Annotated in this window: 27 protein-coding genes and 1 pseudogene; 18 read left to right on the top strand and 10 right to left on the bottom strand. The window is 37.9% G+C overall.

What is annotated here, in order from left to right:
- Positions 1-390 precede the first annotated feature (390 nt).
- From OLD84_RS12830 to OLD84_RS12815, 4 genes and pseudogenes are all read right to left on the bottom strand, one after another.
- Positions 391-1,215, bottom strand: coding sequence for an ATP-binding cassette domain-containing protein (locus tag OLD84_RS12830; RefSeq protein ID WP_209462657.1), 825 nt, complete (start codon positions 1,213-1,215; stop codon positions 391-393).
- Positions 1,216-1,553: 338 nt separating this feature from the next.
- Positions 1,554-1,907, bottom strand: a pseudogene (locus OLD84_RS12825) (arginase family protein).
- A gap of 409 nt (positions 1,908-2,316) precedes the next feature.
- A complete protein-coding gene (locus OLD84_RS12820) occupies positions 2,317-2,442 on the bottom strand; it encodes a YjcZ family sporulation protein (RefSeq protein WP_209462658.1) in 126 nt (41 codons plus the stop codon).
- Positions 2,443-2,492: 50 nt separating this feature from the next.
- Positions 2,493-2,600 carry a YjcZ family sporulation protein gene (locus OLD84_RS12815; protein WP_209462659.1) on the bottom strand — a complete coding sequence of 36 codons (108 nt, stop codon included), beginning with the start codon at positions 2,598-2,600 and terminating at the stop codon, positions 2,493-2,495.
- A gap of 218 nt (positions 2,601-2,818) precedes the next feature.
- Between OLD84_RS12815 and OLD84_RS12810 the strand changes: the two genes are divergently transcribed.
- A complete protein-coding gene (locus tag OLD84_RS12810; protein ID WP_209462660.1) occupies positions 2,819-3,061 on the top strand; it encodes a hypothetical protein in 243 nt (80 codons plus the stop codon).
- A 75-nt stretch (positions 3,062-3,136) separates the two neighbouring features.
- On the opposite strand, the gene OLD84_RS12805 is transcribed toward OLD84_RS12810, so the two are convergent.
- The gene (locus OLD84_RS12805) at positions 3,137-3,580 is read right to left on the bottom strand and encodes an Hsp20/alpha crystallin family protein (RefSeq protein ID WP_209462661.1); all 444 of its coding nucleotides are present in this window, start codon (positions 3,578-3,580) and stop codon (positions 3,137-3,139) included.
- A gap of 199 nt (positions 3,581-3,779) precedes the next feature.
- Between OLD84_RS12805 and OLD84_RS12800 the strand changes: the two genes are divergently transcribed.
- The 8 genes from OLD84_RS12800 (at position 3,780) to OLD84_RS12765 (ending at position 10,162) form a co-directional block, all read left to right on the top strand.
- A complete protein-coding gene (locus OLD84_RS12800) occupies positions 3,780-3,884 on the top strand; it encodes a YjcZ family sporulation protein (RefSeq protein WP_209462662.1) in 105 nt (34 codons plus the stop codon).
- Between the two features lie 525 nt (positions 3,885-4,409).
- Complete coding sequence (locus OLD84_RS12795; protein ID WP_209462663.1) at positions 4,410-5,465, top strand: M42 family metallopeptidase; 1,056 nt, start codon at positions 4,410-4,412, stop codon at positions 5,463-5,465.
- A 28-nt stretch (positions 5,466-5,493) separates the two neighbouring features.
- Entirely contained in the window at positions 5,494-6,483 is a 990-nt protein-coding gene (locus OLD84_RS12790; protein ID WP_209462664.1) for an LLM class flavin-dependent oxidoreductase, read from the top strand.
- A gap of 185 nt (positions 6,484-6,668) precedes the next feature.
- Positions 6,669-7,022, top strand: a complete 354-nt coding sequence (locus tag OLD84_RS12785; protein WP_209462665.1) for a lmo0954 family membrane protein — start codon at positions 6,669-6,671, stop codon at positions 7,020-7,022.
- 18 nt (positions 7,023-7,040) lie between these two features.
- Positions 7,041-7,673 carry a PspA/IM30 family protein gene (locus tag OLD84_RS12780; protein WP_209462666.1) on the top strand — a complete coding sequence of 211 codons (633 nt, stop codon included), beginning with the start codon at positions 7,041-7,043 and terminating at the stop codon, positions 7,671-7,673.
- Between the two features lie 92 nt (positions 7,674-7,765).
- On the top strand, positions 7,766-8,497 hold the full coding sequence (gene liaF / locus OLD84_RS12775) for a cell wall-active antibiotics response protein LiaF (protein WP_209462667.1): 732 nt from the start codon (positions 7,766-7,768) through the stop codon (positions 8,495-8,497).
- Positions 8,494-9,537, top strand: coding sequence for a sensor histidine kinase (locus tag OLD84_RS12770; protein WP_209462668.1), 1,044 nt, complete (start codon positions 8,494-8,496; stop codon positions 9,535-9,537). The genes liaF and OLD84_RS12770 overlap by 4 nt, the downstream gene beginning before the upstream one ends.
- Positions 9,530-10,162, top strand: coding sequence for a response regulator transcription factor (locus tag OLD84_RS12765; RefSeq protein ID WP_209462669.1), 633 nt, complete (start codon positions 9,530-9,532; stop codon positions 10,160-10,162). The genes OLD84_RS12770 and OLD84_RS12765 overlap by 8 nt, the downstream gene beginning before the upstream one ends.
- An 89-nt stretch (positions 10,163-10,251) precedes the next feature.
- Here the strand turns inward: OLD84_RS12765 and OLD84_RS12760 are convergent, their stop codons facing one another.
- On the bottom strand, positions 10,252-11,271 hold the full coding sequence (locus OLD84_RS12760; protein WP_209462670.1) for an FUSC family protein: 1,020 nt from the start codon (positions 11,269-11,271) through the stop codon (positions 10,252-10,254).
- A gap of 155 nt (positions 11,272-11,426) precedes the next feature.
- Between OLD84_RS12760 and OLD84_RS12755 the strand changes: the two genes are divergently transcribed.
- The 9 genes from OLD84_RS12755 (at position 11,427) to OLD84_RS12715 (ending at position 21,408) form a co-directional block, all read left to right on the top strand.
- Positions 11,427-11,540 (top strand): YhfH family protein, encoded by a 114-nt coding sequence (locus OLD84_RS12755; protein ID WP_209462671.1) that lies wholly within the window; start codon positions 11,427-11,429, stop codon positions 11,538-11,540.
- 69 nt (positions 11,541-11,609) lie between these two features.
- Positions 11,610-13,211 carry a malate synthase A gene (gene aceB / locus OLD84_RS12750; protein WP_209462672.1) on the top strand — a complete coding sequence of 534 codons (1,602 nt, stop codon included), beginning with the start codon at positions 11,610-11,612 and terminating at the stop codon, positions 13,209-13,211.
- Positions 13,204-14,478: an isocitrate lyase gene (aceA, locus tag OLD84_RS12745; protein WP_209462673.1), complete on the top strand. Its 1,275-nt coding sequence runs from the start codon at positions 13,204-13,206 to the stop codon at positions 14,476-14,478. The genes aceB and aceA overlap by 8 nt, the downstream gene beginning before the upstream one ends.
- Before the next feature lie 335 nt (positions 14,479-14,813).
- Entirely contained in the window at positions 14,814-16,112 is a 1,299-nt protein-coding gene (locus OLD84_RS12740; protein ID WP_209462753.1) for a C40 family peptidase, read from the top strand.
- A 464-nt stretch (positions 16,113-16,576) separates the two neighbouring features.
- Positions 16,577-17,521 (top strand): AAA family ATPase, encoded by a 945-nt coding sequence (locus tag OLD84_RS12735; RefSeq protein WP_209462674.1) that lies wholly within the window; start codon positions 16,577-16,579, stop codon positions 17,519-17,521.
- Positions 17,518-18,735, top strand: a complete 1,218-nt coding sequence (locus OLD84_RS12730) for a DUF58 domain-containing protein (RefSeq protein ID WP_209462675.1) — start codon at positions 17,518-17,520, stop codon at positions 18,733-18,735. The genes OLD84_RS12735 and OLD84_RS12730 overlap by 4 nt, the downstream gene beginning before the upstream one ends.
- Positions 18,725-19,912, top strand: a complete 1,188-nt coding sequence (locus tag OLD84_RS12725; protein ID WP_209462676.1) for a hypothetical protein — start codon at positions 18,725-18,727, stop codon at positions 19,910-19,912. Before OLD84_RS12730 ends, OLD84_RS12725 begins: the two co-directional genes overlap by 11 nt.
- Before the next feature lie 94 nt (positions 19,913-20,006).
- Positions 20,007-20,795, top strand: coding sequence for a VLRF1 family aeRF1-type release factor (locus tag OLD84_RS12720; RefSeq protein ID WP_209462677.1), 789 nt, complete (start codon positions 20,007-20,009; stop codon positions 20,793-20,795).
- A gap of 103 nt (positions 20,796-20,898) precedes the next feature.
- Positions 20,899-21,408, top strand: coding sequence for a YfiT family bacillithiol transferase (locus OLD84_RS12715; RefSeq protein WP_209462678.1), 510 nt, complete (start codon positions 20,899-20,901; stop codon positions 21,406-21,408).
- 236 nt (positions 21,409-21,644) lie between these two features.
- On the opposite strand, the gene OLD84_RS12710 is transcribed toward OLD84_RS12715, so the two are convergent.
- From OLD84_RS12710 to OLD84_RS12695, 4 genes are read right to left on the bottom strand one after another with little or no spacing between them, the layout of a single operon-like run.
- Complete coding sequence (locus OLD84_RS12710) at positions 21,645-22,058, bottom strand: Fur family transcriptional regulator (protein ID WP_209462679.1); 414 nt, start codon at positions 22,056-22,058, stop codon at positions 21,645-21,647.
- Positions 22,055-22,906, bottom strand: coding sequence for a metal ABC transporter permease (locus tag OLD84_RS12705; RefSeq protein WP_209462680.1), 852 nt, complete (start codon positions 22,904-22,906; stop codon positions 22,055-22,057). The genes OLD84_RS12710 and OLD84_RS12705 overlap by 4 nt, the downstream gene beginning before the upstream one ends.
- A gap of 16 nt (positions 22,907-22,922) precedes the next feature.
- A complete protein-coding gene (locus OLD84_RS12700) occupies positions 22,923-23,678 on the bottom strand; it encodes a metal ABC transporter ATP-binding protein (RefSeq protein ID WP_209462681.1) in 756 nt (251 codons plus the stop codon).
- Positions 23,679-23,720: 42 nt separating this feature from the next.
- On the bottom strand, positions 23,721-24,680 hold the full coding sequence (locus tag OLD84_RS12695) for a metal ABC transporter solute-binding protein, Zn/Mn family (protein WP_245301517.1): 960 nt from the start codon (positions 24,678-24,680) through the stop codon (positions 23,721-23,723).
- Positions 24,681-25,207 lie beyond the last annotated feature (527 nt).

Genomic DNA, 25,207 nt, shown 5'->3' with positions numbered 1-25,207 from the left:
GCATAGGAAACTATAGAATTTAAAAGCTGTGGATAACTTATACACTGGAATAGCCACGTCCAGCTCCAGCGCCCAGCAACTATCAAACTTCACACTCCTCCACTACGATAAGTCAACATCGACTCACTTCGTTCGTCGTGTTTCCTTTATCTCATTGCGAAGTGCTCCAGTTTGTACGTTGCTAAACGGGCGCTTGCGCTTTTGTTCTTCATTTCATACGGTACATGATTTTCAGTTTGATGATGTTTGGTGTTTAAGAATCCATATGGATAAGGGATTTTATAGTCTTGGGACTGCGCGTGAATGCTCGCCCCATCGAAAACATTTGTGCGTCGTAAATACGGCTTTGGCTATTATCATAAAGCTTGCACTTCAAAGCATAAGGGTTTTCTAATCTTGATCATTTAATAGTTTGAATAGCATACGTGATGCTTCAAATTCATTTTTGGGGAGCGTATCAGTCGCCAGTTCTGGGATCAATTTAAATAACCTAGCAATGATAGGTAGATGCAAATCTGCCTTTCTAAGCCACTTCTCTTCTACTAACAAATCTACATTACCTGCCACTAGAAGTTCTCCGTTCTTTAGGAGGACAACCATATCGGCCCACGAAGCAGCAAAGTTTACATCGTGTGTGGACAATAGTATTGTTTTGCCCATATAGTTCCATCCTTGCAGGAGTCCTGCGATATCATCTTGACCAGCAGGATCTAAAAATCCCATAGGCTCATCTAGTATCACGATCTCTGGTCCCATTGCAAGAATACCAGCAATAGCCACTCTTTTCTTTTGTCCATAGCTTAAATGATAGGGCGCTCTGTCTTTATGCTCCAACATTCCTACATTTCCTAAAGCAGCTCCACATACTTCTTCAATTTCTTCTTCCGTCATGGCTAAATTACGTGGTCCAAATGCCACATCCTCCCAAACAGTTTCGGAAAATACTTGATCATCAGGATCTTGAAAGACTAGTCCTACATGTTTACGGATAGAGAGTGCCGTTTTTTTCGTTAAGGGATTGCCCATTATCGAAACAGATCCTTCGTTCGGAATCTTTAATCCATTCAAATGATGTAATAAGGTAGACTTCCCCGCGCCGTTTGGTCCTAATATTGCTACTTTTGCTCCATGTGGAATGCGTAATGTAAGATCTTTTAAAGCATCCATATTGTTTTGATAGCGATAGGTCACGTTTTTTATTTCGATAGCATTCATTTCAATTATCACAACTCCTTTATTAGAATACTTGGATTAAACACCTGTCGCCATAAGGGTAGAAGCAGGTTGGTATTCTTACATCATTATTTTAAGCTGTTTACTAAAAGATTGAGATTGCGGTTACTCGTCCCACCGTAAAAAAGAATTGTTATTACACCGAGTCTTTCGATATCATCAATCGTAATAACAGTCGTATCAAATTTCCACACATTTTCTACTGCATCTCTAGGTACCTGTCATCAACCGATTCCAACTTGGACGAGATTTTCTGGTGGAGGGTTTGGGATATCGCTGGCGTGAAACCAAGGCGTTGTATGCATACGTTTATCCATATCTTATTCCTGAAGATCAAGATGGCGGTCGAGGTGAATAATACCAACTTTTCCATCCATATTGTCAGCAATAGCCCTTAGGGATGGATAGCCGATAGAATGGTCACCACCAAGCAATACAGGAAACGTTCCTTGATTGAACACATGGGAGACAGCTTTATAGACTTGGTCAAAATCCTTTTCAATATTTGCTATCGTAAAAATATCTCCAACTTCACACATTTTTAAGGATTCCTTTAGATCCACACCTAGTTCAAAGCTGTAGGTATCATATAGTTTTGAAATTCGTCATAAGACTTCAGGGCCGAATCTGGTACCTGCACGGTATGTTGTTCCAATGTCGAACGGAGCACCGATAAAAGCTACATCATATTTCCAATGCCTTGTTTATATTACCGATGTTTAAAGACAATCAGTTTATTATATTCGCAGTTTCATAAATTATCACAAAAAACACTCTGTATCTAAGTCATATATATCCACTCTGACATCTGCTAAATTATCAATACTTGCAAAGAAATCCTACCCTAAAAAGTTAGGCATTTTTTCCATCGATTCCATACGGAGAGGTCGACTGAATACGCATGTCCTAGGACTGCGATTACTTGCCCCATCGAAAACATGTATGTCGTAAAACCCCAACTGAATGAAGTTTCACTTTATGCAAAAAAAATCACAGGCTGTCACAATTCGCAGCCTGCGATGGATTTAAAAGATTTAATTCTCATATCGTAATTCTATTTATCTAATATACTTTAAAAACGGTTTAGAACCAAGCTGCACCAACAATGATAAGAAGGATGAATAACACGACTATTAACGCAAAACCTCCGCCTCCAGCAACAGGTGCGCCATATCCATGTCCATATCCACCACAACCACAAAATGACATATAAACTCCTCCTAGAAATTTGCTACTTTGGTTTCATTTATAGTTAACTACTAAAAGCCGTATCCTCCGACAGAAGAGCCAACGATGATTAATAGGATAAACAATACTACAACAAAGGCAAATCCTCCGCCATAGCCTCCTGCAACAGCACCACTCATTGATACAACACCTCCATAATCCTTACTATATGTTAATCAACCATTATTGATATGGATAGAAACCCAGATTGTATAGGTTTTTCGGCTAAATTGGTAAGAGAATGAAGGGTCGACCTATATTAGACTTTATTTTACATCCATTGCATTAGCCTTTACGTAAGTTCGTATTCGTACATATGATGTCATAGGGTTTTGATGCGATATGGGGGGGTGAGATAATGTCAGTTGCACATTACAATGAACTATGCCATAAATACAAAGGAAGAGCTGTTGAAATAACTACAAAAGATGGAAAAAGGCACCGAGGTATAATTGGTCATGTTGACGGGCGCTGCGTATATTTGCAGTCGCTTGGTGGTAAATCTTTAGGTGGATTTGGATTTGGTTTTTGGGGCTTGGGGGCTGGAATTGCACTAGGTTCTATTGCTACACTAGCCTTACTTCCATTTTTCTTCTGGTAGTGGAAAATCCGGCAAAACAATTAATTGACTGAAAGTAACGCATGAGGTATACAACAACCTCATGCGTTACTTGTTTTATTCGTTTATTTTAATAAACTTTCTTGTTTCTTTATTTTTTGGGGTGGAAATTTTTAATATCCCATTTCTATATCTGGCTTTAGTATCTTCTTCTGAAATAATAAAGGGTAGGGAGATGGTGCGTTCCATCCGTTGAGAAGCTTGTTGATTAAAAAGCTGCTTATTAGAATCTTTTTTTTCTGTAAGGTCTGTATCGTTTTCAACGGAAATTCGTACTTGATTCCTGATGATTTCTAGCTGAATTTGGTCACGATTTATATCAGGTAATTCTGCTTTAATCACAACATTGGTATCCGTCTCATAGGTTTGAACGACAAATTTGGGATTCATAAAGGAATTGAAATGATTAAAGGATCCGTTGAGAAATGAATCCATACTATTGAGCAGATCATCAAATGATGAATGGCGGCGTTTAGAGAAATTTTCTTTATCAGGAGCCATTTTTACACCTCTTTTCTAAATTAATTCCATTAATAATGTATGCTCTAAATAAAAAGAGTACTGGGCAAACAATGGGAATCACACTAATTTTTTAAAAAATAAGCTACCAATAATTTGCCTAATCTTAAAGGCCCTAGTATGCTAACCCACTCGTTAAACGAATTATTACATATCCTATTCATAAAGGGAGGTGGAATAAATGGGTGCATATGGTGCAGGTGGAGGATTTGCGTTAATTGTTGTTCTTTTCATCCTGTTAATAATTATTGGAGCTGGAAGTGGCTTCGGTGGAGTTGGTTATTAATGGTTAATGGTAGTGGGGTCAGAATGTCAAATTTCCTTTCAAGTATCACCGTTTGAACGCTCTCCGTTACTAAGTAGCAGTAAAGTCCAGATTGCTTCTTCCTTTATTTCTATGAAACGGTAAATGATATTTGGCTCTTCTTACCTGTTGAAAACGTTGACTGGATATTATCTGGTCAGCGTTTTTTAACATTGTGATTTGTTTGTGAATACGCTGAATTGAAAAGAGTAAAAATTTCGGTATAATAGAGTTATCTATTTTTTAGGCTGTTTTCTAAAAGACTGGGACTGCGGTTACTCGTTCCACCGAAAAGAATTGCTATTTTATGACGTAAAATCTATAAAAGACGACGTAACTACCAGGTTGATTTCCGCGGAAAGAGAAATGTGTTTCCGTAGCGAATCCCTGCTCTCAACCAGCGTTTGCAAATGAATTGTCACTGTGTCGTCTTTTATATCAACTGCGAAGTTTTAAAAGCAACAGACACTTAAGAAAAGAGTCATTTTTTATAAAGGAGTAATTATTTTGCGTACATATCCAAATAGTAAAGAAACAAAAGAAATTATTAAACAGTTAGTGTCGATCCCTAGCCCATCAGGAAATACGAAGAAAGTAATTCAATATGTGGAGGGTTTTCTTACAGCGTTAAATATAGAAACGAGAAGGAATCGGAAGGGTGGTTTAATCGCAACTCTACCTGGAGAAAATAACAACGAGCATCGAATGTTAACAGCACATGTTGATACACTTGGTGCCATGGTAAAAGAAATAAAGAGCAATGGTCGTCTTCGACTCGATCTTATTGGTGGTTTTAAATATAACGCTATAGAAGGTGAGTATTGTGAAATCCATACCTCTGGCGGGAAGATTTACACAGGAACGATCCTGATGCATCAAACCTCTGTTCATGTGTACAAGAATGCAGGTAAAGCGAAGCGCAATCAAGAAAATATGGAACTCCGTATTGATGCAAAGGTGGAAAATGCGGATGATATTCGTGCACTTGGAATCGAAGTTGGGGATTTTGTTTCCTTTGATCCTCGTGTGCAAATGACAGATAACGGCTTTATAAAATCCCGCCATCTCGATGACAAAGCCAGTGTTGCCATTTTGATGCAGTTAATGAAGAGATTGAAAGAAGAAAAGAAGGCATTACCATATACAACCCACTTTCTTATTTCTAACAATGAGGAAATTGGCTATGGAGGAAATTCTAATATTACACCTGAAACCGTTGAATATTTGGCTGTAGATATGGGGGCTATGGGGGATGGACAATCAACCGATGAATATACGACTTCCATTTGTGTGAAAGATGCGAGCGGCCCCTATCATTTCGGATTACGGGAGCATCTTGTTCAGTTAGCTGAAGCGAATCATATTGCTTATAAAAAAGATATATATCCCTATTACGGATCAGATGCTTCAGCAGCAATCCGTGCTGGTCATGATATTATTCACGGACTTATAGGTCCGGGAATTGATTCATCGCATGCCTATGAAAGAACGCATGAAACATCATTGGATAATACAGAACAGTTGGTATATCATTATGTACACTCTGAAATAGTTTCCTATTAATATAGAGCCAGAAAGAAGGTATGACACATTGAGACTCAGCATATTAGATCAATCACCAATCTCATCTGGGAAAACTGCTCAAGAAGCATTACGTGCGACGGTAGAGCTCGCTAAGCATGCTGATGAATTAGGATACACAAGGTACTGGGTTGCTGAACATCATGATCTGTCAGGACTTGCATCCCCAGCTCCGGATATCATGCTCGGAATAATTGGATCACAAACAGAACGAATTCGAATCGGTGCAGGTGCTGTATTATTGCCACACTATAAACCCTATAATATTGCGGAACGTTATAATATGTTAGCAACCTTGTATCCAGGGAGAGTGGACTTAGGTATAGGACGAGCTCCAGGTGGATCAGCGGAAGTGACGATGGCTCTGTCAGATAATTTCCTCGAACAGGTTCGTAAAATGCCTGAATCTTTATCTGAGCTGCTAACCTTTTTACATGATGACTTTCCAAAAGATCATATGTTTTCGAAAATTACGGCGGCACCAGTTCCTGAAGAGCTACCGGATCCATGGTTATTAGGAACAAGTGAAAAAAGTGCCATTTTAGCAGCAGAAAAAGGGATTCCCTATGCGTTTGGTCATTTTATGACCGATCAGGATGGCCCTCAAATTGTAAAGACATACCATGAACGTTTTCCAGAGGGGAAAGCAATTATAGCAGTGTCTGTTATTTGTGCAGAAACAACCGAAGAAGCGGAAGAGCTTGCATTAAGCAACTTTCTCTGGAAAGTTCAACAAGAGATAGGCGAGGGAAAAGACGGTGTTCCATCTGTGGAAGAAGCGAAGGCATATAAGTTTTCCAATGCGGAAAAAGGTACAGTTGAGGATGTGAGAAAGAATACGATTATCGGCAACCCACCCGAAGTCAAACAGCAACTTCAAGCGTTACAACTTTTATATGGGACCGATGAGTTCATGATCGTTACAATTACACATAACTATGAAACTAGAAAAAAATCATATGAGCTGATTGCAAAAGAATTCGGGTCTACCATATCATGAACAAGCCACTAAAGGGAGATGTTATTCCCTTTAGTGGCTTGTTTATTCTTCCATTATATGCTTCATAAACCAAAAACCACTCCCCAATACGTCCGAAGACCTAGTCCAAAATATGGCGCAGGCTCATTACTGTTGTTTCGTTTCCTCGGTAAAATGAAATTAGGATAAAGAAAGGAGGCGAAGTGATGAAGAAATTTATGTTGTTTGTTGGTGGATTAGTTGCGTTAATTATTTTACTTGCTAATCTTGGGCCAATGGTTTTATTGGCGCTTAGCGTATGGTTGCTATATGTAGTCTTTAAGAAATTCGTGAAGAGTAATTCAACAGCAGGAAAAGTTGGTTGGGTGATCGTTGGCTTGATTCTACTTAGTATCGCATTATCCAATATATTTGCGGTGATCGGCTTAGTGGCGGCCTATGCATTGTATCTTATTTATTCAAGCTGGAAGAAAGATAACAGGGATCCAGTTGTACATGTGGTAAATGATGATGACCCGTTTACAAATTTTGAAAGACAATGGTCGGAAATTAATAACTAATAAAAGGAGCGAATATCAATGTCTACAAACATATTTACACGTATGAAAGAATCAATCTCAGCAGATTTACACAATATGGTGGATCAAAAGGAACAAAAAAACCCAATCGCAGCTTTAAATCAATACCTGCGTCAAAGTGAGCAGGAAAAGGAAAAAGTCAGAAAACTGGTAGATCGCCAATATAAATTAAAGGATGAATTTACGAGAGAGTATCATAAGGCACAGGATCTTGCAGATAAACGGTTAAAGCAGGCAAATATTGCAGAAAAAGCCGGTGAAGAACAAATGCGTGAATTTGCGATCAAGGAATATGAGGAATACAACGTGCGAGCAGATCGTATGAAGCATTCCCGTGCAGATGCGGTTGAACAACTGGAAACACTGGAACAAAAATATGAAGAAATGAAGCATAAGTTAAAAGACATGCATTTACGTCGTATGGAATTGATGGGACGAGAGAATATTGCACATGCGAATCAGCAGATAAACAAAGTTGTCGAAGAAGCTTCAAATAAGCCAATTTCTCGCTTTGAGGAAATGGAACAGTATATTGAGGGCTTGGAGTATAAAGTAAATAGCTCCTATTACCGAAGTACATTCGACAGTAAAATGGCCAAGCTTGAAAAAGAAATGGAAGATAAAGCAAACTAAATGGTCTATCCAATTTTCGAGAAAAAATGCTATACTGAAACAGGTGCAGTCTGCTGTGCCTGTTTTACATAATAGAGAAGGGGGTCACTCTCATGTTCAAAAAGCTGACAACAGATACGTACAACTGGATCCTGATTATTGGAGTGATCCTCTTTATTTTTGAAATAGCCTTCTTTTTTGGTGGTACGATCATCCCGGCATTATTCTCCGGTTTTTTTATGTATATCGGCTGGAAAAAATTCGACCAATTATGGGGCAAAATTTTATTTTGGATTTCATTAATTGGTCTAGTGTTTTCTGTATTGAATTTGTTGGCGGTCCGGTTCTTGATAATTGCAGCAATTGTCTTATTCATACTTAATTATTCAAAGTCTAAAAAAGAAGCAGAGCGCATAAATCCGATTCTTCCTGGTGTTGATGAGGTAAGGACGGATCCTGTAATAGAGATGAAACCTTTATTTGAACATAAACTGTTTGATGATCAGGAAACGGTGGATGCTGCGTATCAATGGCGGGATGTAAATATCCACGGGGTGTTTGGGGAGCGCATAATTGACTTGAGCAACACGGTTTTGCCTAAAGACACGGCGATCATTTCCATACGACACCTAATGGGAAATATTGAAATTTATGTTCCCTACGAAGTGGAAGTTAGTATCCATCATAGCTCTGTTTTTGGCAGGGCACATATTTTTGGAAAACATCACTGGAAATTAATGAATAAATCGCTCTTCTATCAAACCCCAAACTATGACAAATCGTACCCACGTGTAAAAATCATTACCTCTATATTTTCCGGAGATATCGAGGTGAAGCGAACATGACTACAATTATACGACATGTTTTTACCGCAATATTAGTTAGTCTATTCATTGCACTTATGTTAGTTGGTGTAACATTACTGGCTTTTCCTTTAGATGATTGGTCGCTTATTTTTAAACAAGAAATCGGCAATGTTTCATTTCTGCTAATAGTGATTGGAATACCGATTATGGCGGGTACGATACTTGGTATGTCTACAGGATGGTACTGGAAACAGCGACTTCAGCAGATTGATCGTAAGCTGGATGAAATGGTTAAGGGTCAAAAAGTAACCGTAGATGATGAGTCCTACAAGGAATTGGACAGCATAGAGCAGCAAATCGGGCAGTTGCAGGAGAAAATGAGAAAGCAAGCAGAGTATTCACAGCGGCTAGCTACAGAAAGGGCCAATGAACGGGAGCAAAGTCTCCAGGAAGTCGTTGTTCAGGAAAGAAATCGACTGGCACGGGAGTTGCATGATTCGGTGAGTCAACAGTTATTCGCCGCATCGATGATGATGTCAGCTATCAATGAATCGAATCCACCGGAGAATGAATCGATAAAAAAACAGATGCAAATGGTGGAAAACATGATCCATCAATCCCAACTCGAAATGCGTGCATTATTATTGCATCTACGTCCAGTTGCATTAAAAGGGAAATCATTGCAAATAGGCGTCGAGGAATTGTTGGTTGAAATGACCCAAAAAGTACCGATGGAGATTGATTGGAAGGTTGAGGAGTTCACTGTGGATAAAGGTGTGGAAGATCAACTTTTTCGCATCCTGCAAGAGTCGATGTCGAATACACTTCGACATGCTGAAGCTATCACATTTCATGTCATGTTAATTGAACGAGATGAAACAGTAATTTTACGAACAGTTGATAATGGAAAGGGCTTTGATATGGAAAATATAAGAACAGGTTCTTATGGTCTACAAAATATGCGTGAACGTGCTTATGAGGTTGGAGGTATCTTTAAAATTATCAGTGTGCCCAATGAAGGTACACAGTTAGAGGTAAAAGTTCCAAATTTAAGAAAAGAGGTTGAGCATAATGATTAAAATTCTATTCGCCGATGATCATGAAATGGTACGGATTGGTGTTTCATCATACCTTTCTGCTCAACTCGATATGGAAGTTGTTGCTGAAGCGGATGATGGCGGGCCTGCTGTTGAGAAAGCGTTGGAAGTAAAACCGGATATTATTTTGATGGATCTTGTTATGAAAGAAATGGATGGGATTGAAGCAACCAGCCAGATTATTGCACAGTGGCCGGAAGCGAAAATTATTATTGTTACAAGTTTTCTTGATGATGAAAAAGTTTATCCGGCACTGGAAGCTGGTGCAACGAGCTATATGTTGAAAACGTCAAAAGCAAGTGAAATCGCTAAAGCAGTCCGTGCTACGTATGAAGGGCAATCAATCCTGGAACCTGAAGTTACAGGGAAAATCATGAATCGTATGCGGGAAAAACCTGCTGAAAATCTGCATGATCAATTGACAGACCGTGAAATGGAAATTTTGTTATTAGTAGCTCAGGGGAAGACAAACCAGGAGACCGCGGATGAATTATTTATCGCAGTAAAAACTGTGAAAGTGCATGTGAGCAATATTTTAGGTAAATTAGAAGTCCAGGACCGGACACAAGCTGTGATTTATGCGTTTAAGCATGATTTGATTAAGTGATTTGGTTGGAAAGCTTGAGAGTCAACCGCATAGCAGAAATATCAACCCGAGTGCACCCATACAAAAAGCCACCTAACATGTGGCTTTTTTCAATTTTTCTCTTTATAAAATTTTGTAACAATATTGTAGATCGAGAGTAATTCATACAAGATAATTAATTCTGGTGGGAAATTTGTCGGATAGTTTTTACTATTTTTCGTGATTTTTTCATTATCCTCCCAAAAAATTTCCGTTATTTGTTGCAATTCCTGCTGATGTTTTACTGGATTGTAGTACGCTACGTTTTCCATTGCTTGAGCCAGCTCCGTAACAGCATGTAATATAATAGTTCTTTCCTCTTTCGACCAATTGTTCATCTTTAGAGGTGTGTTAATTAAATTATCGATATGGTAATGGAATAAACGCAGTTGCGCCATTTGATTTTGTGCATGGTCAAATTGAAGTTTTTCGCTCCCTACAAGCGGATGGTATTTTGCTTCTTCTTTTTGAAAACGGATTAAGGTTTCGGTTTGCATGATCTTTTTTTCAAGCTGATCCACCATATTCTTTTCAAGCGTGTCCTGATCATGTTTATCTTCCAGTATATCCCGGAAAACAATATCAATGATTTTTCCTGTTCGTTTGCTCATGGCTCGAATATTTTTGACAATGTCTTCTGTGTAATCCGGTGGTAATACAAACATATTTACTCCTGTCGAAACCAATAGTCCGACCGTGGTTGTCCCTAGTCGAATAAAAAATGAAATCAAATAATTGCTGTGAATAACCTCGACCATGGCAACAGCTGTGAGTGTCGCAACAAGCAGACCTGCATGCAATTTTAGCCTGAAACATGTGGCAATTGTAAAAACAGCTGCAAGTGTATAGGTTAATGGTGAGTTGTCTAATAAAGAAATAAATAATACAGCATATGCTGAGCCAATAGCGGATGCGGGAAAGCGAACTAACCCCTTTTTTATGGAATCAGACACAGTAGGTTCTATTGTAACAATAGCTGTTATGACCGCAAATACAGGTGGCCATCCTAACATTTCACAAATCCAAGCCGTAAGAAAAATGGCCACTCCCGTTTTTACAACACGGCTACCAAAAAAATGAAATCTTCTCAAGTTTCCAACCACCTTTAACCGATATATAAAACTATTATAACATTTTAATTATTTTTAAAAAAAGGGGTTGCAATTTTACCAATCTTCGAATAGACTGTATTATAACAACAAGATAAATGATAATCTGTTACATAACATTTAAAAGGAGAGTGGAAATGATGGAAAAAACAAAAAATCTTGCTACATGCTCAGAATGTGGTGGAAATCATGTTGATCCGCAAAGTTATATGCTGGAATGTGAATACTGTCTATCCAAAAAGGAAGAATAATTTTTTATGCATGCTGTTATAGAACAATAATTTTATTTTAAACATGTATTATAACAAAGGAGGTATTATATGCTGATAAAGAATTCAAATGTACAGGTCAAGAATCAAGAAAAATTTGCAGAGGTATTAACACCTGAAGCGCTGGAATTTCTGCAAAAGCTTCACAACAACTTTGACGAACGAAGAAGAACGTTATTGAAAATGAGAAATCAAACGCAGGAGCAATTTAATAAGGGTCAAAAACCAGATTTTCTGCCAGAAACCAAAACGATTCGTGAAGGGAACTGGGAGGTTGCACCATTACCGAAAGATTTGCAGGATCGTAGAGTGGAAATCACAGGACCAGTTGATAGAAAAATGATTATTAATGCACTCAATTCTGGAGCAAAAGGATTTATGGCTGATTTTGAAGACGCAACGTCACCCACATGGGAAAACGTAATGAATGGGCAGCTTAATTTACAAGATGCTGTCCGAAGAAAAATTGATTTTCAAGGTGAAAACGGAAAATTTTATTCGTTAAACCAAGAAACAGCTGTATTAATGGTGCGACCTCGTGGATGGCATCTCACAGAAAAAAATATAACAGTAGACGGAGAATCTATTTCTGGAAGTTTCGTAGATTTTGGACTTTACTTATTTCATAATGCACAAGAATTATTGAAGCAAGGAACTGGCCCCTATTTTTATTTACCAAAACTGGAGAATCATCTGGAGGCACGCTTATGGAATGATATATTTATTTTTTCTCAAAATGAACTTGGCATTTCACAAGGTACCATTAAAGCAACAGTACTGATTGAGACAATTACTGCTGCATTTGAAATGGATGAAATACTATATGAATTACGTGAACATTCAGCAGGGCTTAATTGTGGCAGATGGGATTATATATTTAGCTATATTAAAAAGTTTCAAAATGATCCAGCTATTATTTTACCTGACAGATCTGTCGTTACGATGGAAGTGCCGTTTATGCGTGCCTATTCCTTACTGGCGATTCAAACTTGTCATAAAAGAAACAGCCCAGCAATTGGAGGAATGGCCGCACAGATCCCGGTGAAAAATGATGAAAAAGCGAATCAAGCGGCGTTTGAAAAAGTTCGTGTGGATAAAGAACGTGAAGTAAGGGATGGGCATGATGGTACATGGGTTGCACACCCAGGTATGGTTAAATTTGTTAAAGCTATCTTTGATAAAGGCATGCCTGAACCGAATCAAATCGCAAAAACATATGAAGCTAGAACGATTACACAAGCAGATTTATTGGAAGTTCCGAATGGAGCGATTACGGAGAAAGGGCTGCGTATGAATATTAATGTTGGCATTCAATATATCACCTACTGGTTATCGGGTCACGGTGCTGCCCCTATCAATAATTTAATGGAGGATGCAGCAACTGCAGAAATCTCACGGGCTCAAGTTTGGCAATGGATCCGCCATCCAAAAGGGGTGCTGGAAGATGGCAGAAACGTAACATTTGAACTGGTTGATCAGCTTCTAGAAGAAGAATTACAATTTATTTTGAAAGATTCGAATGAAGGTTTCAGCCTAAATTACCGACAGGCAGCAGAGATATTTGATGAACTTATCAAGCAGGATGATTTTGTAGAATTTCTAACATTGCCTGCGTATCGCAAACTATTAAAAGGGGGAATGAAGTATGAATAAACGTATAGAAATATTGAAAACGGAATGGGAAAATGATTTTCGCTGGATAGGTGTTGAGCGTGATTACACAGCAGAGGATGTTATTCGGTTGCGAGGGTCACTAGATATTGAACATACACTTGCGCGTGTAGGATCGAAGAAGTTATGGGAGCTTGTTAACCAGGAAAACTATGTAAATGCACTAGGAGCACTAACCGGAAACCAAGCCGTACAACAGGTTAAAGCAGGATTACAAGCAATTTATTTGAGCGGATGGCAAGTAGCGGCAGATGCGAATATGGCTGGGCAAATGTATCCAGACCAGAGCTTATACCCTGTAAACAGTGTACCGAATGTTGTACAACGGATTAACCAGGCCCTACAACGTGCGGATCAAATTCATTATTCGGAAGGAGATACATCTACGGATTGGTTTGCCCCAATTGTTGCAGATGCCGAGGCAGGATTTGGCGGTCAATTGAATGTGTTTGAATTAATGAAAGCAATGATTGAAGCGGGAGCGTCTGCTGTTCATTTTGAAGATCAGCTGTCTTCGGAGAAAAAATGCGGGCATCTAGGTGGGAAAGTATTACTGCCAACACAAACGGCAATTAAAAACCTTATAGCTGCCCGGTTTGCAGCAGATGTAATGGGCACACCGACTGTGATTATTGCCAGAACGGATGCAAACGCAGCTGATATGATTACAAGTGATGTTGATCCAAATGATGCAGATTTTATTACAGGAGAACGTACATCGGAAGGTTTTTTCAAAACAGAGGCTGGTATTGATCAGGCAATTGCTCGCGGACTGGCATATGCCCCTTATGCTGATCTGATTTGGTGTGAAACTTCTGAGCCAAATATAGAGGAAGCAAAACGTTTCGCTGATGCGATACATGCAAAGTATCCAAATAAATTATTAGCGTATAATTGTTCGCCATCCTTTAACTGGAAACGGAAACTATCAGATAGTGAAATTGCTAGCTTTCAGGTAGAATTAGGAGAAATGGGATATAAGTTCCAGTTTGTTACATTAGCTGGTTTCCATGCATTGAATCATAGTATGTTCGACCTGGCTAGAAAGTATAAAGAAGAAGGAATGGCAGCATATTCCGAGTTACAGCAAGCCGAATTTTCCAGTGAAACGTATGGCTATAGTGCTACACGTCATCAACGTGAAGTAGGAACTGGGTATTTTGATGAAGTGGCTCAAGTTATTTCTGGTGGATTATCTTCGACAGGGGCTTTGACAGGATCTACGGAAAAAGAACAGTTTAGCAAATGATATACAAGTTTTGAATCCATTATGCTTTGCAATAAAGACAAATAACCTCAATTCCCCCCGCAACCATCGTGGTTGCGGGGGTATTTTTGTTTCAATGAATCAATTTGTAGATATTTGACATTTGGAGAATATTTTGTCAATAAATGAAATACAATTGTAATATTTCTATTACATGACTGTCATGATCTTTTGATATAATTCAAATTACCTAATAAGTAGAAGATAGATTCATAGAAATAAATAGATATCACGACCTACGTGAAGTAAGATACATACATAATAGACATAAGGTTTGATAGGTTGTGAACGGGAAGCGAGGAATAAAATTGAAAAAGATGGTAGTTGGAATGACCACAGTAGCTGTGGTTGGTATAAGTAGTGCGTTCTTTGGTATATCTGCTCATGCAAATACGGTCGATGAATTAGAAGACAGACAAACTGAGATCGAAAGTGAACGCTTGGATATAAAGGCGGATCTATCAGAAGCGGAGTCAGAGATTGCAGATATTCTATTTGAACTAGAAGAATTAAATGAAGAAATGAATCGTGTTGATGATGCATTAGAACATAACACGACTAAGATGGATGAAACCGAAGAGAGTATTGAAAAAAGTGAAGAAAAAGTAACATCATTGGAAGAAGAGATTGACACATTAGAAGAAACGATTGAACAACGATTTGCTATTCTAGAAGAGAGAATTGTTTCCTATCAAAAAAATGGGGGAAACATTAATTATCTTGAAGTAATATTTGGTTCTCAGAATTTTGGAGATTTCGTTAATCGCGTATCAGCGATTAATAAAATTACTGATTCTGATGCATCCTTGATCGAACAGCAGGAAGAAGATAAGCAGAAAGTAAAAGCGAAACAAGATGAAGTATTGGACAAGCTTGAAGAGTTAGAGAATATGAAGGCAGACCTTGATGAAATATTGGTATTGATTGAAGATCAGCAACAGCAAAACGAGGAGTCCGAGGAAAAATTATTGGCAAGGCAAGATGATTTAACGACATTAAAAGAAGAGTTGGAGATTGAAGATAGTGATTTAGCAGCACTGGAAGGTGAAGTCAGCGAGAGCATTACAGCTGCAAATCGTCCAGAACCATCCAGTTCACAAAATGTTGCCCAATCATCGGAGCCGGAGTTGGACGACGAAGTGGAAGGTAATCTTACAACATTGAGCAGTGAAGAAAGTAATAGTAACAATGATAGCAGCAATAGCAGTAACAATAATAATAACGACAATAACAACAGTGGAAGCGGCATGAGCACAGTTATTAATGCTGGATTTGATCATATCGGAGTACCATATACCTGGGGAGGTAAAACACCTAGTGGGTTTGATTGCTCCGGATTTGTATCATGGGCATTCGCGCAAGGAGGATATTCTATTCCATCCACAACAGGAGCACTAGCAGGCACAGGTTCTAAAGTCTCATACAGTAATGCACAACCTGGTGATCTAGTATTCTTTGATACCACAGGAGGACCAGGAACAAACGGCCATGTAGGCATCTATCTTGGTGGAGGTCAATTTATTGGAGCCCAAAATTCAACGGGATTAGATGTAGCTGATATGACCAGTGGGTATTGGAAAGACAATTTTAACGGTCATGTGCGTCGTGTAAATTAATAGAAAATCTATAAACCTATTCTTTTAAAATTAAAAGAGTAGGTTTTTTCTCTTTCATAAATAATAGCTGTTTTATAAAGGGTTGGGACTGCGGTTATTTGTCCCACCGAAAAAAGTTGTTGTTTTTGGTAGATAGGAAAGCATTCCTGTAATTATGGCAACTATTTCTTTAATTACAAGCTAACTACCTTGTCCAAGCCCTTTCTTTAAATTGTATGATCGTTTACGGGAAATTATGAATAGAAATAGAAACCTACCCATCTTCTACCCATATCAAAATTATGGTACAATAATGAAAATTATTAATCTTGGCAGATAAGAAAGTGCAACTAAGGATTTTACTGTTAAGACATGCACTCCAAAGTATAAGGATTTTTAATAGTGATAGCTGCCTAACAAAGCAAAGAACGCTTTTTAAGAATCCCTTTAACAAATGCCAAGTTTTCTAAAAAGGTGGTATAAGCGTGGAAAATATCAAACAAGCAAAGGAAGCGTTGAATAAGGTGATTTATGGTAAAGAGGAGGTGGTTGATTTGTTATTTATTGCCTTACTTGCCCAGGGTCATGTACTGCTTGAAAGTGTTCCTGGAACAGGGAAAACAAAACTGGCCAAAAGTTTTGCGAAAATAATGGACGGTAAATTTAGTCGGGTGCAGTTCACTCCTGATGTTTTGCCAAGTGACGTGACCGGGATTCGTTTCTTCAATCCGAAAACAACGGATTTTGAGCTACGGGTTGGTCCAGTTGTTTCTAATGTTTTGCTGGCTGATGAAATTAATCGAGCAACCCCGAAAACACAGTCCAGCCTGCTTGAGGTCATGGAAGAATTTCAAGCTACCATTGATGGGGAAACGATTAAGGTAGATGCTCCGTTCATTGTCCTTGCTACACAGAATCCTGTGGAAAGTAATTATGGAACATTCCCACTTCCTGAAGCACAGTTGGATCGCTTCTTATTTAAAATTGATTTAGGGTATCCATCGAAAGCGGATGATAAAACGATTTTGCATACATATCGTACAAAAGATCCTTTTACTGAAATTATGCCTTCACTTACAGTAGAAACAATACGATCACTGCAAGATGAAATCCAACAGGTAACATTATCAGATGTTGCTGGCGATTATTTAGTAAACCTCATCCATCAATCAAGAGAACATGATGAGGTGGATCTGGGTATTAGCCCAAGAGGCATGCTTGCTTTAATGCGCGCTTCACAAGCTCGTGCTTATTTGCAGGGTCGTAAATTTGTTACTCCAGATGACGTAAAAGTGCTGGCGCCATATGTCTTTGAACATCGTCTTATTCTAACCATGGAAGGTTCGATTAAAAAAACATCTGCAGAGGTTGTGCGTGAAATTATGAGGGAAGTACCAGTTCCTGTCGAGGTAGGAGCAGGAGGCGAATGATGTGGAAGAAGGAATATGGTTCAGCGCATATGAAGACATTCGACTATATCCTTGTAGCTATGATTCTATTTTTTATCATTGGTATTCTGTTTCAAAATCAAATTGTATTTAGTGGAGCGGGTATACTCGCAAGCTTTCTTATTGTTTATAAGCTATATGATAAAAGTATTGGGAGAAGATTAGAGTTGGAAAACCCGCGTCGTACAATAAGGCTGTTTCCAGGTGAGGAAATGGAATTGAAGTTTGAATTACGGAATAGGTCCATATTTCCTATGATTAACGGAGCGTTCAGCTTACAGACCGGGCCTGCCATTAAGGCATTTGATCATGTAGAAGATGCTTCAAAATACTGGAGACCCATAACAATCCCGTTATCTATACTTCAAAGAAAAAAGACGTTCATCGAATTGCCTGTCATCGCTGAAGAACGAGGCATTTCAAGGATTAGTAATATTCATTTTCTTTTCCCACATTTACTTAATTTTGACAGCATCACATTAAAGTATAAACCTTTTTATCATACGGAATTTATCGTGTTTCCTAGTCTGCTTCCTGTACATGGAGCTGAGGCAGTTTTTCACATGATACCGGGAACCGGACGTTCAAATTTTTCACCGTTTGAGGATATTCAGAGCCAGCTTGGCACGAGAGATTACAGCTACACGGATCCCTTTCATCGTATTAATTGGAATGCTTCGCTTAAGTCACAACAGCTACAAACCAATGTATATGAAAAAATCGTCGATAGGTCGTTTGTTTTTATCGTGAATCTCCAGTCAGAAAATAGCGTAAACATGGCAACGTTTAATGAAAATCTAGAAAGCCTCTTATCCTACACAGCGTATCTAGCGAAATACGCAACCGAAAAGAGCGTTGCTTATGAAATTATTATCAATGCACGAAAGCCAGGGAAAGTTCCCTATGTTCATTTGCGGGAAGGGGAAGGTAACAAGCATTACGGGCTAGCATTAGAAACATTGGCAAGAAATCATAAGCAGTCAATGATCATACCTTTTAACAATATGCTCCATCAAGTGGGGAAACAATTTTTTAAACCGAAAACGATCATTGTTATTGGTGAGGTGCCTCCAGGTGCAACAAAACTGATGAATGCTTGGAAACAAGCGCAGAATACGGTATTTCATATCGCTCAAACGAGTGATGGGGCAGTAATCAAACCTATTATAAAGGATGCGTATACTGATGCAAAATAACCACCCGACTATTACATATGCGTATCATTTTATGAGTGAAGCAATCATTATATTTCTGTTAGCATTGCCTATCATGCATTTTCATTACGAATGGGGCCCGCCTTATTGGAGTTATTTAGCTATTATTCTTTTAATCTGTTTCGTTTTTTCAGTCCTTACAACGTACACGAAGCATTATTTGTGGTATATAGGGCTTGTACCATTTATGGTGGGGCTGTTTTATGTATGTGATTATCCAATGGTGATGAGTGTTTCTTTTTCTGTTTTATTGACATGGAGATATAGCAATATACGACAGGAGGGTATGATTAGCCGGGAAAATAGTTATATTTTATTTACAATTGTGCTCACAACTATATTGTTACTGTGGATTGAAGAGAATCGCGTTTTACTGTACCTTTTTTTTCAGTTCATTCTATTAGTTGCTGGTTATATTAGCAGTCATGCAGCAATTGTTAACAAGCATGAACGAAAACAGTTTGATCATAGATTTTGGTTGTATATTTCTTTATTTCTTGCCCTAGGTGCATCAGTTGTGTTTCTGTTGTTTGATACGGTTCGCTATATCATTACAAGTATTTGGAATGGAATTACCTATCTGCTCGGTTACGGTGCGAGTATGCTAGCAGGATTTTTTGGGGATATAGATTATGAAGCAGAGCAGCATCCAGAAACAATCGAATCGGTCCAATACCAGGAAGAATCGGAACTTGGCACATCTATTTTAGATGGTGTAGCGACATATATACTTTCTTATCTTGGAATCACTATTTTAATTATCGGGATTGTGATCGTTCTGGTTTTAATGTTGCATAAACGCAAATTTACTGCATTAAAGCAGCCCGAGGTTAACGAAAGTGTTTCTTACAGTACATTAGGTGAACAGACGAAAGGAAAAGCATTTGCCAAAAGTAGACTCACTTCCCTTTTTAAAAGACCTAAGCATCCTGCCCGTAAAATGGTTTTCCAATTTGAGCGGCAGGCGGCACAAAGCAATTATGGCAGGCTAAAGTTTGAAACGATCGAAGAATGGCTGAGACGACTTGGAATACATACACAGCTTGCTGTATATCAAAAGGCCAGATACGGTGACGAAAATGTGAGCGATAAAGAATTAGAAGAATTAAACGAACAGCTAGAAAAGATAAAGTTTGAATTGTTCAAGCATGGTAACTAATGAGCCTTCAGGCAATCGAATGTTTAAACCATAGGCGAAAAGGATAAATACTACTAAGTGAAGGAATAATTCTTTTTAAGGAGCGATACTGTCTATGGATTTAAACAAGCAAATTCAAAAATTAGAAACGATAAGAAACGATAATTCAAATAAAGTATTTACGATGTACTTAAACACAGATCTATCTGATCCTGAACAGCAGGGTGGAGAATGGAAAATTCATTTAAAAAATGGGCTACGCAATTTTGAACAATACCTAAAGGAAGACGATGACAAGGAAGAGTTGAAGAATTTTCAAGCGGTGAAAGAAAAGGTAGAAAGATTCGTTGTAGGTAATGAGCAGAAATTTTTAAAGGGAATTGTATTATTTGCAACTGCGGATGAAGAAGTATGGTTTGCGACTCGCGTACAAATACCATTGGAGACAGCTTTTAATTGGCAGGAAACTCCTCATTTGGAGCAGTTGAAGCAACTTAGTGTCGATTATCCAAAGACAGGTATCATACTCATCCAACAAAATGAGGTGAAAGTTATCGATTCCTATTTAAATGAAATAGAAGATACCTTTTCCTATGAGTTGGATCTTGATACAGATGATTGGCGTGAAAAAACGACTACAGATACGGGATCTGGGTCAACCAACCAACATACGGAGAAATTTGAAGACAGAGTTGAAGCGAATCAGCAACGTTGGTATAAGAAAATTGCACCAAAATTGGATAAGCAGGCGAAGGATAAAAGCTGGGAGAATATATATGTAATAGGTGAGTCGGACCCTGCAAATGAATTGAAAGAACAGATGAACAAACCTGTTAATGAAGTCATTCAAAAGAATATGCTGGATCATGAAGAGTCGAAAGTACTTCAGGAAGTATTTGGCTAATAGATGAGTATAACTACGTCAATTGATTTACAAAAGCTAAGTAGATAGGTATATTATAGGTTAATATAGAAATATAATGTAATAGGGGAAAGGGGGATGGAGAATGGATGTAAGATACCCAATTGGCGAATTACAAGTACCCGAAAAGGTAACACTTGAAAATATTCAAGAATGGTTAAAACAAATAGAAACGTACACGATTCGATTAAGAGAAACTGTCGACTTATTAAGTGATGAGGAATTAAGCAAAACTTATCGTGAGGGTAGTTGGACAGTTCGCGGGCTTGTTCATCACATCGCAGATTCTCAATTGAACATGTATCAACGTTTGAAACTGGCTTTAACAGATGAGAATCCAACTGTACCAAGTTTTGATCAAGATAAGTGGGCTGTTCAACCTGATACAAAGCTTCCTATAGAAAGTTCTATTAAAATGCTGGAAGGCATAAATGAGCGCATCGTATCTTTGGGCCAAAGTTTAACTGAAGAGCAATTGACCCGAGCTTTTACTCACCAGATAAACGGAAAAATAACAGTTGCAAAAAAGGTAGCAAAATTAGATTGGCACCAACAGCATCACTTGGAACATATAAAAATCGCATTATCAAAATAATGTAATATTTTAGGAATTGGCTTATCAAATCTTGATAAGCCAATTCCTAGAAAGGAAACAGAAGTTTTATTCAACTAAAGACGCGTATTTAGAAAAATAGAAAGAATTTAAAAATGCTTGGAATTATTCCAAGCATTTTTGTATGTTATTTATTGTGTTAATTACGCTTGGAAACGCCGCCCTGGTTTCTAAATTTTGCAAAGTCGAGAGGCAGCCGAGTCTTTCTAATTAATTTCTCATGCACTTATACAACCTGGACATAAACCATAAATTTCAAACTTATGCCCTTCAATTGCATAATTAGCCAGTTTATTTTCTATATCATCCATTGGACATACTTCTAATGGTTTTGTTTTTCCACAATCATTACAAATAAAGTGGTGATGATGGTGGTCTGTACAGTTCATGCGAAATTGTTTCTCTCCATTTAACTCTGTTGTTTCTAATATGCCAACCTTATCGTATAGATGAAGGTTTCGATAGACGGTGTCAAAGCTGATTCCTTCATGGCTAAGCTCCATATATTGGATTAAATCCTTAGCAGTACGATAACCGTCCGCTTTTTCAAAATAGGTTAAAATGTCTTTTCTTTTTCCAGTTGTTTTATACCCTTTTTCTTTTAAAAGATCGATCGCTTCATTTAAATTCATTCAGCTTCCCTCACTTTTTTAGACGTTAACGTAAAACGTTTAATACCAATGCTAAGTAATAAAATAAGAATTGCTACCATTACAATTGTTCCACCAGGTGGTATATCTAAATAATAACCGGATATTAACCCTATAATAACAGCTATTTCACCAAAGACAACGGATAGAAACATCATTTGCTTAAATCCTTTTGCAATTCGCATGCTCGCAGCTACAGGAAGTGTCATTAATGCCGAAACTAATAATACACCTACTATCCGAATGGATGCGGCGATTACCAATGCTGTTAAGATGGTAAAAAGCATATGAATGCCTCTTGTGTGAATGCCGGATACAGTAGCATGTTCTTCATCAAATGATAAAGTAAATAATTCCTTATAAAATAATGTAACAACCAATATAATGAAGATAGAAATACCAAGTATCGAATAGAAATCATTTTGACTAACAGCTGAAACGGAACCAAACAGATAGTTAAATAGATCTGTATTGAATCCGTCCGCTACTGATATGAATATAACACTTAACCCAACACCGCCAGACATAATAATGGGGATGGCGAGTTCTTGATAGGTTTTGTAAACACTTCTTAATTTTTCAATTAAAACAGAACCGATAACGGAAAAAAACATCCCACTATATAATGGGGTGAAAAATGTAATGGCGAATTTTTCAAGCATTAATCCGAAGGCAATTCCAGCTAGTGTTACATGTGATAATGCATCTGCTATTAATGATAACCGTCTTACTACAATGAATGTCCCCAATAGAGGTGCAATAATTCCAATTAGTATCCCGGTTAAAAAGGTGTAACGTAAAAAGTCATATTGAAAAAAATCTGCTAGCATAAGTGCGCCTCCAACATCAATGATCGTGGGTGACAATGTTTATGGGATGACCATAAAATTGTGATAAATCTTTTTCGGTTAATGAATTATACTCAGTAGGATTTCCATGGAAATGCAATGTTTTATTTAAACAAACAATGTCTGTTGCATGTTTCGTTATCGTACCCGTATCATGAGTTACAAGCAATAATGTAATGTTATTAGTTTCATTTAGATAGTGTAATAGTTCATAAAAACGTTGCACATTTTCAAAGTCAACTCCGACTGTTGGTTCATCCAGGATGAGCAGTTCTGGTTCATTAACGAGGGAACGTGCAATAAATATACGTTGCTGTTGCCCACCAGATAAGTTTCCAATGTTTTCATAAGCATAGTCAAGCATTCCAACTTGATCAATTGAATGAAGTATTTTCTCTTTATGTTGCTGTTTGAAGAATTTCAGATAACCTACTTTGGCTGTCAAACCCATCGAGACGACTTCAAACACCGTAGAAGGAAAGCCTGCATTAAATGCACTTGCTTTTTGCGATACAAAACCTATCTTATTTCGTTGTTTAAATTTCTCAATAGGTTGATGTAGTAAATGGATAGATCCTTCATCCGGTTGCAGCAAACCAAGAATTAAACGGATTAGCGTTGTTTTACCGCCACCATTAGGTCCAAGTAATCCCATGAACGCACCACGTGGAATTTCGAAATTTATGTGATCCAGTACTTTTTTCTGCTCGTACGTAAAGCTAATATTTTTCATGGAGACAACTGATTCGGTCATTCGTAGCACTTCCTTTCTTCGGATCTACTCCTAATAGATAACCTATTTCGTGGCTTCATCCAAAATATCTAAATTATAATTCATTAAAGAGATATAATCTTCATTATTGCTTATATCTTCATCTCGTAAAGTAGCAAGATTATGAATGACTAACGTTTCTGCGCCAATTTGATCTCTAATAATTTCTGATACTTGAGTAGACGTATTCTGTTCAAAAATAATATAGTCCAATTCGTGTTCTTCAGCATGATCTACTATTTCGATGAGCTCTCTCTGTGAAGGTTCATTCTCAGATGATAACCCATGAATCGAAATTTGCTCAATGCCATATCTCTCTTCCCAATATCCAAAAGCTGCATGCGATACTAGTATTTTCGTATTGTTTTTCGTTTCTAGGACATCAGTGAAGTTCTGATCGAGTTCCATTAAATCTTCTTCTAATGCTTGTAAGTTTTCATTAAATAATGATTCATTTTCTGGATTTAACGCAATCAATTCATCTTTAATAATGTGTGCCATTTCTGTCATGCGTTGCGGATCTAACCAAATATGCGGGTCATGGTCACCATGATCATGACCATGGTGAGAATCTTCTTCCTGATCTTCGTGATCATGTCCTTCATGGGATGCGTCACTAAAAAGTTCTTCATGCTCACCAATTTCAATTAATTTAACAGACTGTGAAGCTAGTGCATCAGCAGCAGTTTCAGCAAAACCTTCCATTCCAGCACCTAAATAAATGAATCCATCACCATCAGCTATTTTTGTCATATCCCTTGTGGTAGGCTCATATGTATGTGCATCCACTCCAGGGGGATAAACAGTTTCTACAGTTATTGCCTCTCCACCGATTTGTTCAACAGCATATTGAATGGGATAAATGGTCGTATAGATTGTAAGATTAGAAGAATCGGCTTCTGTAGTTCCTTGTTCTGTTGGACTGCAACCAATTATAGCAATACTAATCAAAATGATACATGTAATTTTATTTAATAAGCTCAATGTCCATTCCTCCTTACCTTATAGATATTAACGTAATGATTACGATTTGTAAATAGGAATCGTTACGATTATGTATTTTTAGCAAATACGAATGCTACGTATTCTAAAAGATTGGGACTGTGGTTAATCGTCCCAACGAAAGGAATTGTTGTTTTTAACACAAAATTTATAAAAACGATGTAACTTGAAAATTAGGTTGATGCTTTTTAAACCGCTACGGAAATACACTTCGCTTTCCGCGGGTGACCCGTGAGCCTCCTCGAACTCCGTTCTGCGGGGTCTCACTCTGGCCACTATTCCCGCAGGAGTCTCCGTGTATTTCCTTCGCTGGTATTGTTCTTTGTAACTTTTTAGAAAGATTCGTCAGCATTACATCTTCGTGAGAAAATCGGTTTGTATTTTCGAGGAGTTCGCGTTTTTCCGCGGCTTCGAACCGTTTCTTTTCATGTGAGAGAGCTAAGCAAAACGTTGATTTCATGGTCTATAACAAATCGATAATCAGAAATCCTCAAATCAGCGAAGGCAGA

It is taken from the genome of Virgibacillus natechei (genome assembly GCF_026013645.1).
In the GTDB taxonomy this organism is placed as follows: domain Bacteria; phylum Bacillota; class Bacilli; order Bacillales; family Amphibacillaceae; genus Virgibacillus_L; species Virgibacillus_L natechei.
The sequence above is the reverse complement of the archived record's forward strand: the minus strand, read 5'-3'. Positions and strand labels throughout refer to the sequence as shown.

What these genes read in the sequence shown, in the direction of transcription:
- OLD84_RS12830 (WP_209462657.1), bottom strand. Translation starts at nt 1,215, where the DNA reads ATGAATGCTATCGAAATAAAAAACGTGACCTATCGCTATCAAAACAAT.
- OLD84_RS12820 (WP_209462658.1), bottom strand. Translation starts at nt 2,442, where the DNA reads ATGTCATTTTGTGGTTGTGGTGGATATGGACATGGATATGGCGCACCT.
- OLD84_RS12815 (WP_209462659.1), bottom strand. Translation starts at nt 2,600, where the DNA reads ATGAGTGGTGCTGTTGCAGGAGGCTATGGCGGAGGATTTGCCTTTGTT.
- OLD84_RS12810 (WP_209462660.1), top strand. Translation starts at nt 2,819, where the DNA reads ATGTCAGTTGCACATTACAATGAACTATGCCATAAATACAAAGGAAGA.
- OLD84_RS12805 (WP_209462661.1), bottom strand. Translation starts at nt 3,580, where the DNA reads ATGGCTCCTGATAAAGAAAATTTCTCTAAACGCCGCCATTCATCATTT.
- OLD84_RS12800 (WP_209462662.1), top strand. Translation starts at nt 3,780, where the DNA reads ATGGGTGCATATGGTGCAGGTGGAGGATTTGCGTTAATTGTTGTTCTT.
- OLD84_RS12785 (WP_209462665.1), top strand. Translation starts at nt 6,669, where the DNA reads ATGAAGAAATTTATGTTGTTTGTTGGTGGATTAGTTGCGTTAATTATT.
- OLD84_RS12780 (WP_209462666.1), top strand. Translation starts at nt 7,041, where the DNA reads ATGTCTACAAACATATTTACACGTATGAAAGAATCAATCTCAGCAGAT.
- liaF (WP_209462667.1), top strand. Translation starts at nt 7,766, where the DNA reads ATGTTCAAAAAGCTGACAACAGATACGTACAACTGGATCCTGATTATT.
- OLD84_RS12770 (WP_209462668.1), top strand. Translation starts at nt 8,494, where the DNA reads ATGACTACAATTATACGACATGTTTTTACCGCAATATTAGTTAGTCTA.
- OLD84_RS12765 (WP_209462669.1), top strand. Translation starts at nt 9,530, where the DNA reads ATGATTAAAATTCTATTCGCCGATGATCATGAAATGGTACGGATTGGT.
- OLD84_RS12755 (WP_209462671.1), top strand. Translation starts at nt 11,427, where the DNA reads ATGATGGAAAAAACAAAAAATCTTGCTACATGCTCAGAATGTGGTGGA.
- aceB (WP_209462672.1), top strand. Translation starts at nt 11,610, where the DNA reads ATGCTGATAAAGAATTCAAATGTACAGGTCAAGAATCAAGAAAAATTT.
- aceA (WP_209462673.1), top strand. Translation starts at nt 13,204, where the DNA reads ATGAATAAACGTATAGAAATATTGAAAACGGAATGGGAAAATGATTTT.
- OLD84_RS12740 (WP_209462753.1), top strand. Translation starts at nt 14,814, where the DNA reads ATGGTAGTTGGAATGACCACAGTAGCTGTGGTTGGTATAAGTAGTGCG.
- OLD84_RS12730 (WP_209462675.1), top strand. Translation starts at nt 17,518, where the DNA reads ATGATGTGGAAGAAGGAATATGGTTCAGCGCATATGAAGACATTCGAC.
- OLD84_RS12725 (WP_209462676.1), top strand. Translation starts at nt 18,725, where the DNA reads ATGCAAAATAACCACCCGACTATTACATATGCGTATCATTTTATGAGT.
- OLD84_RS12720 (WP_209462677.1), top strand. Translation starts at nt 20,007, where the DNA reads ATGGATTTAAACAAGCAAATTCAAAAATTAGAAACGATAAGAAACGAT.
- OLD84_RS12715 (WP_209462678.1), top strand. Translation starts at nt 20,899, where the DNA reads ATGGATGTAAGATACCCAATTGGCGAATTACAAGTACCCGAAAAGGTA.
- OLD84_RS12710 (WP_209462679.1), bottom strand. Translation starts at nt 22,058, where the DNA reads ATGAATTTAAATGAAGCGATCGATCTTTTAAAAGAAAAAGGGTATAAA.
- OLD84_RS12705 (WP_209462680.1), bottom strand. Translation starts at nt 22,906, where the DNA reads ATGCTAGCAGATTTTTTTCAATATGACTTTTTACGTTACACCTTTTTA.
- OLD84_RS12700 (WP_209462681.1), bottom strand. Translation starts at nt 23,678, where the DNA reads ATGACCGAATCAGTTGTCTCCATGAAAAATATTAGCTTTACGTACGAG.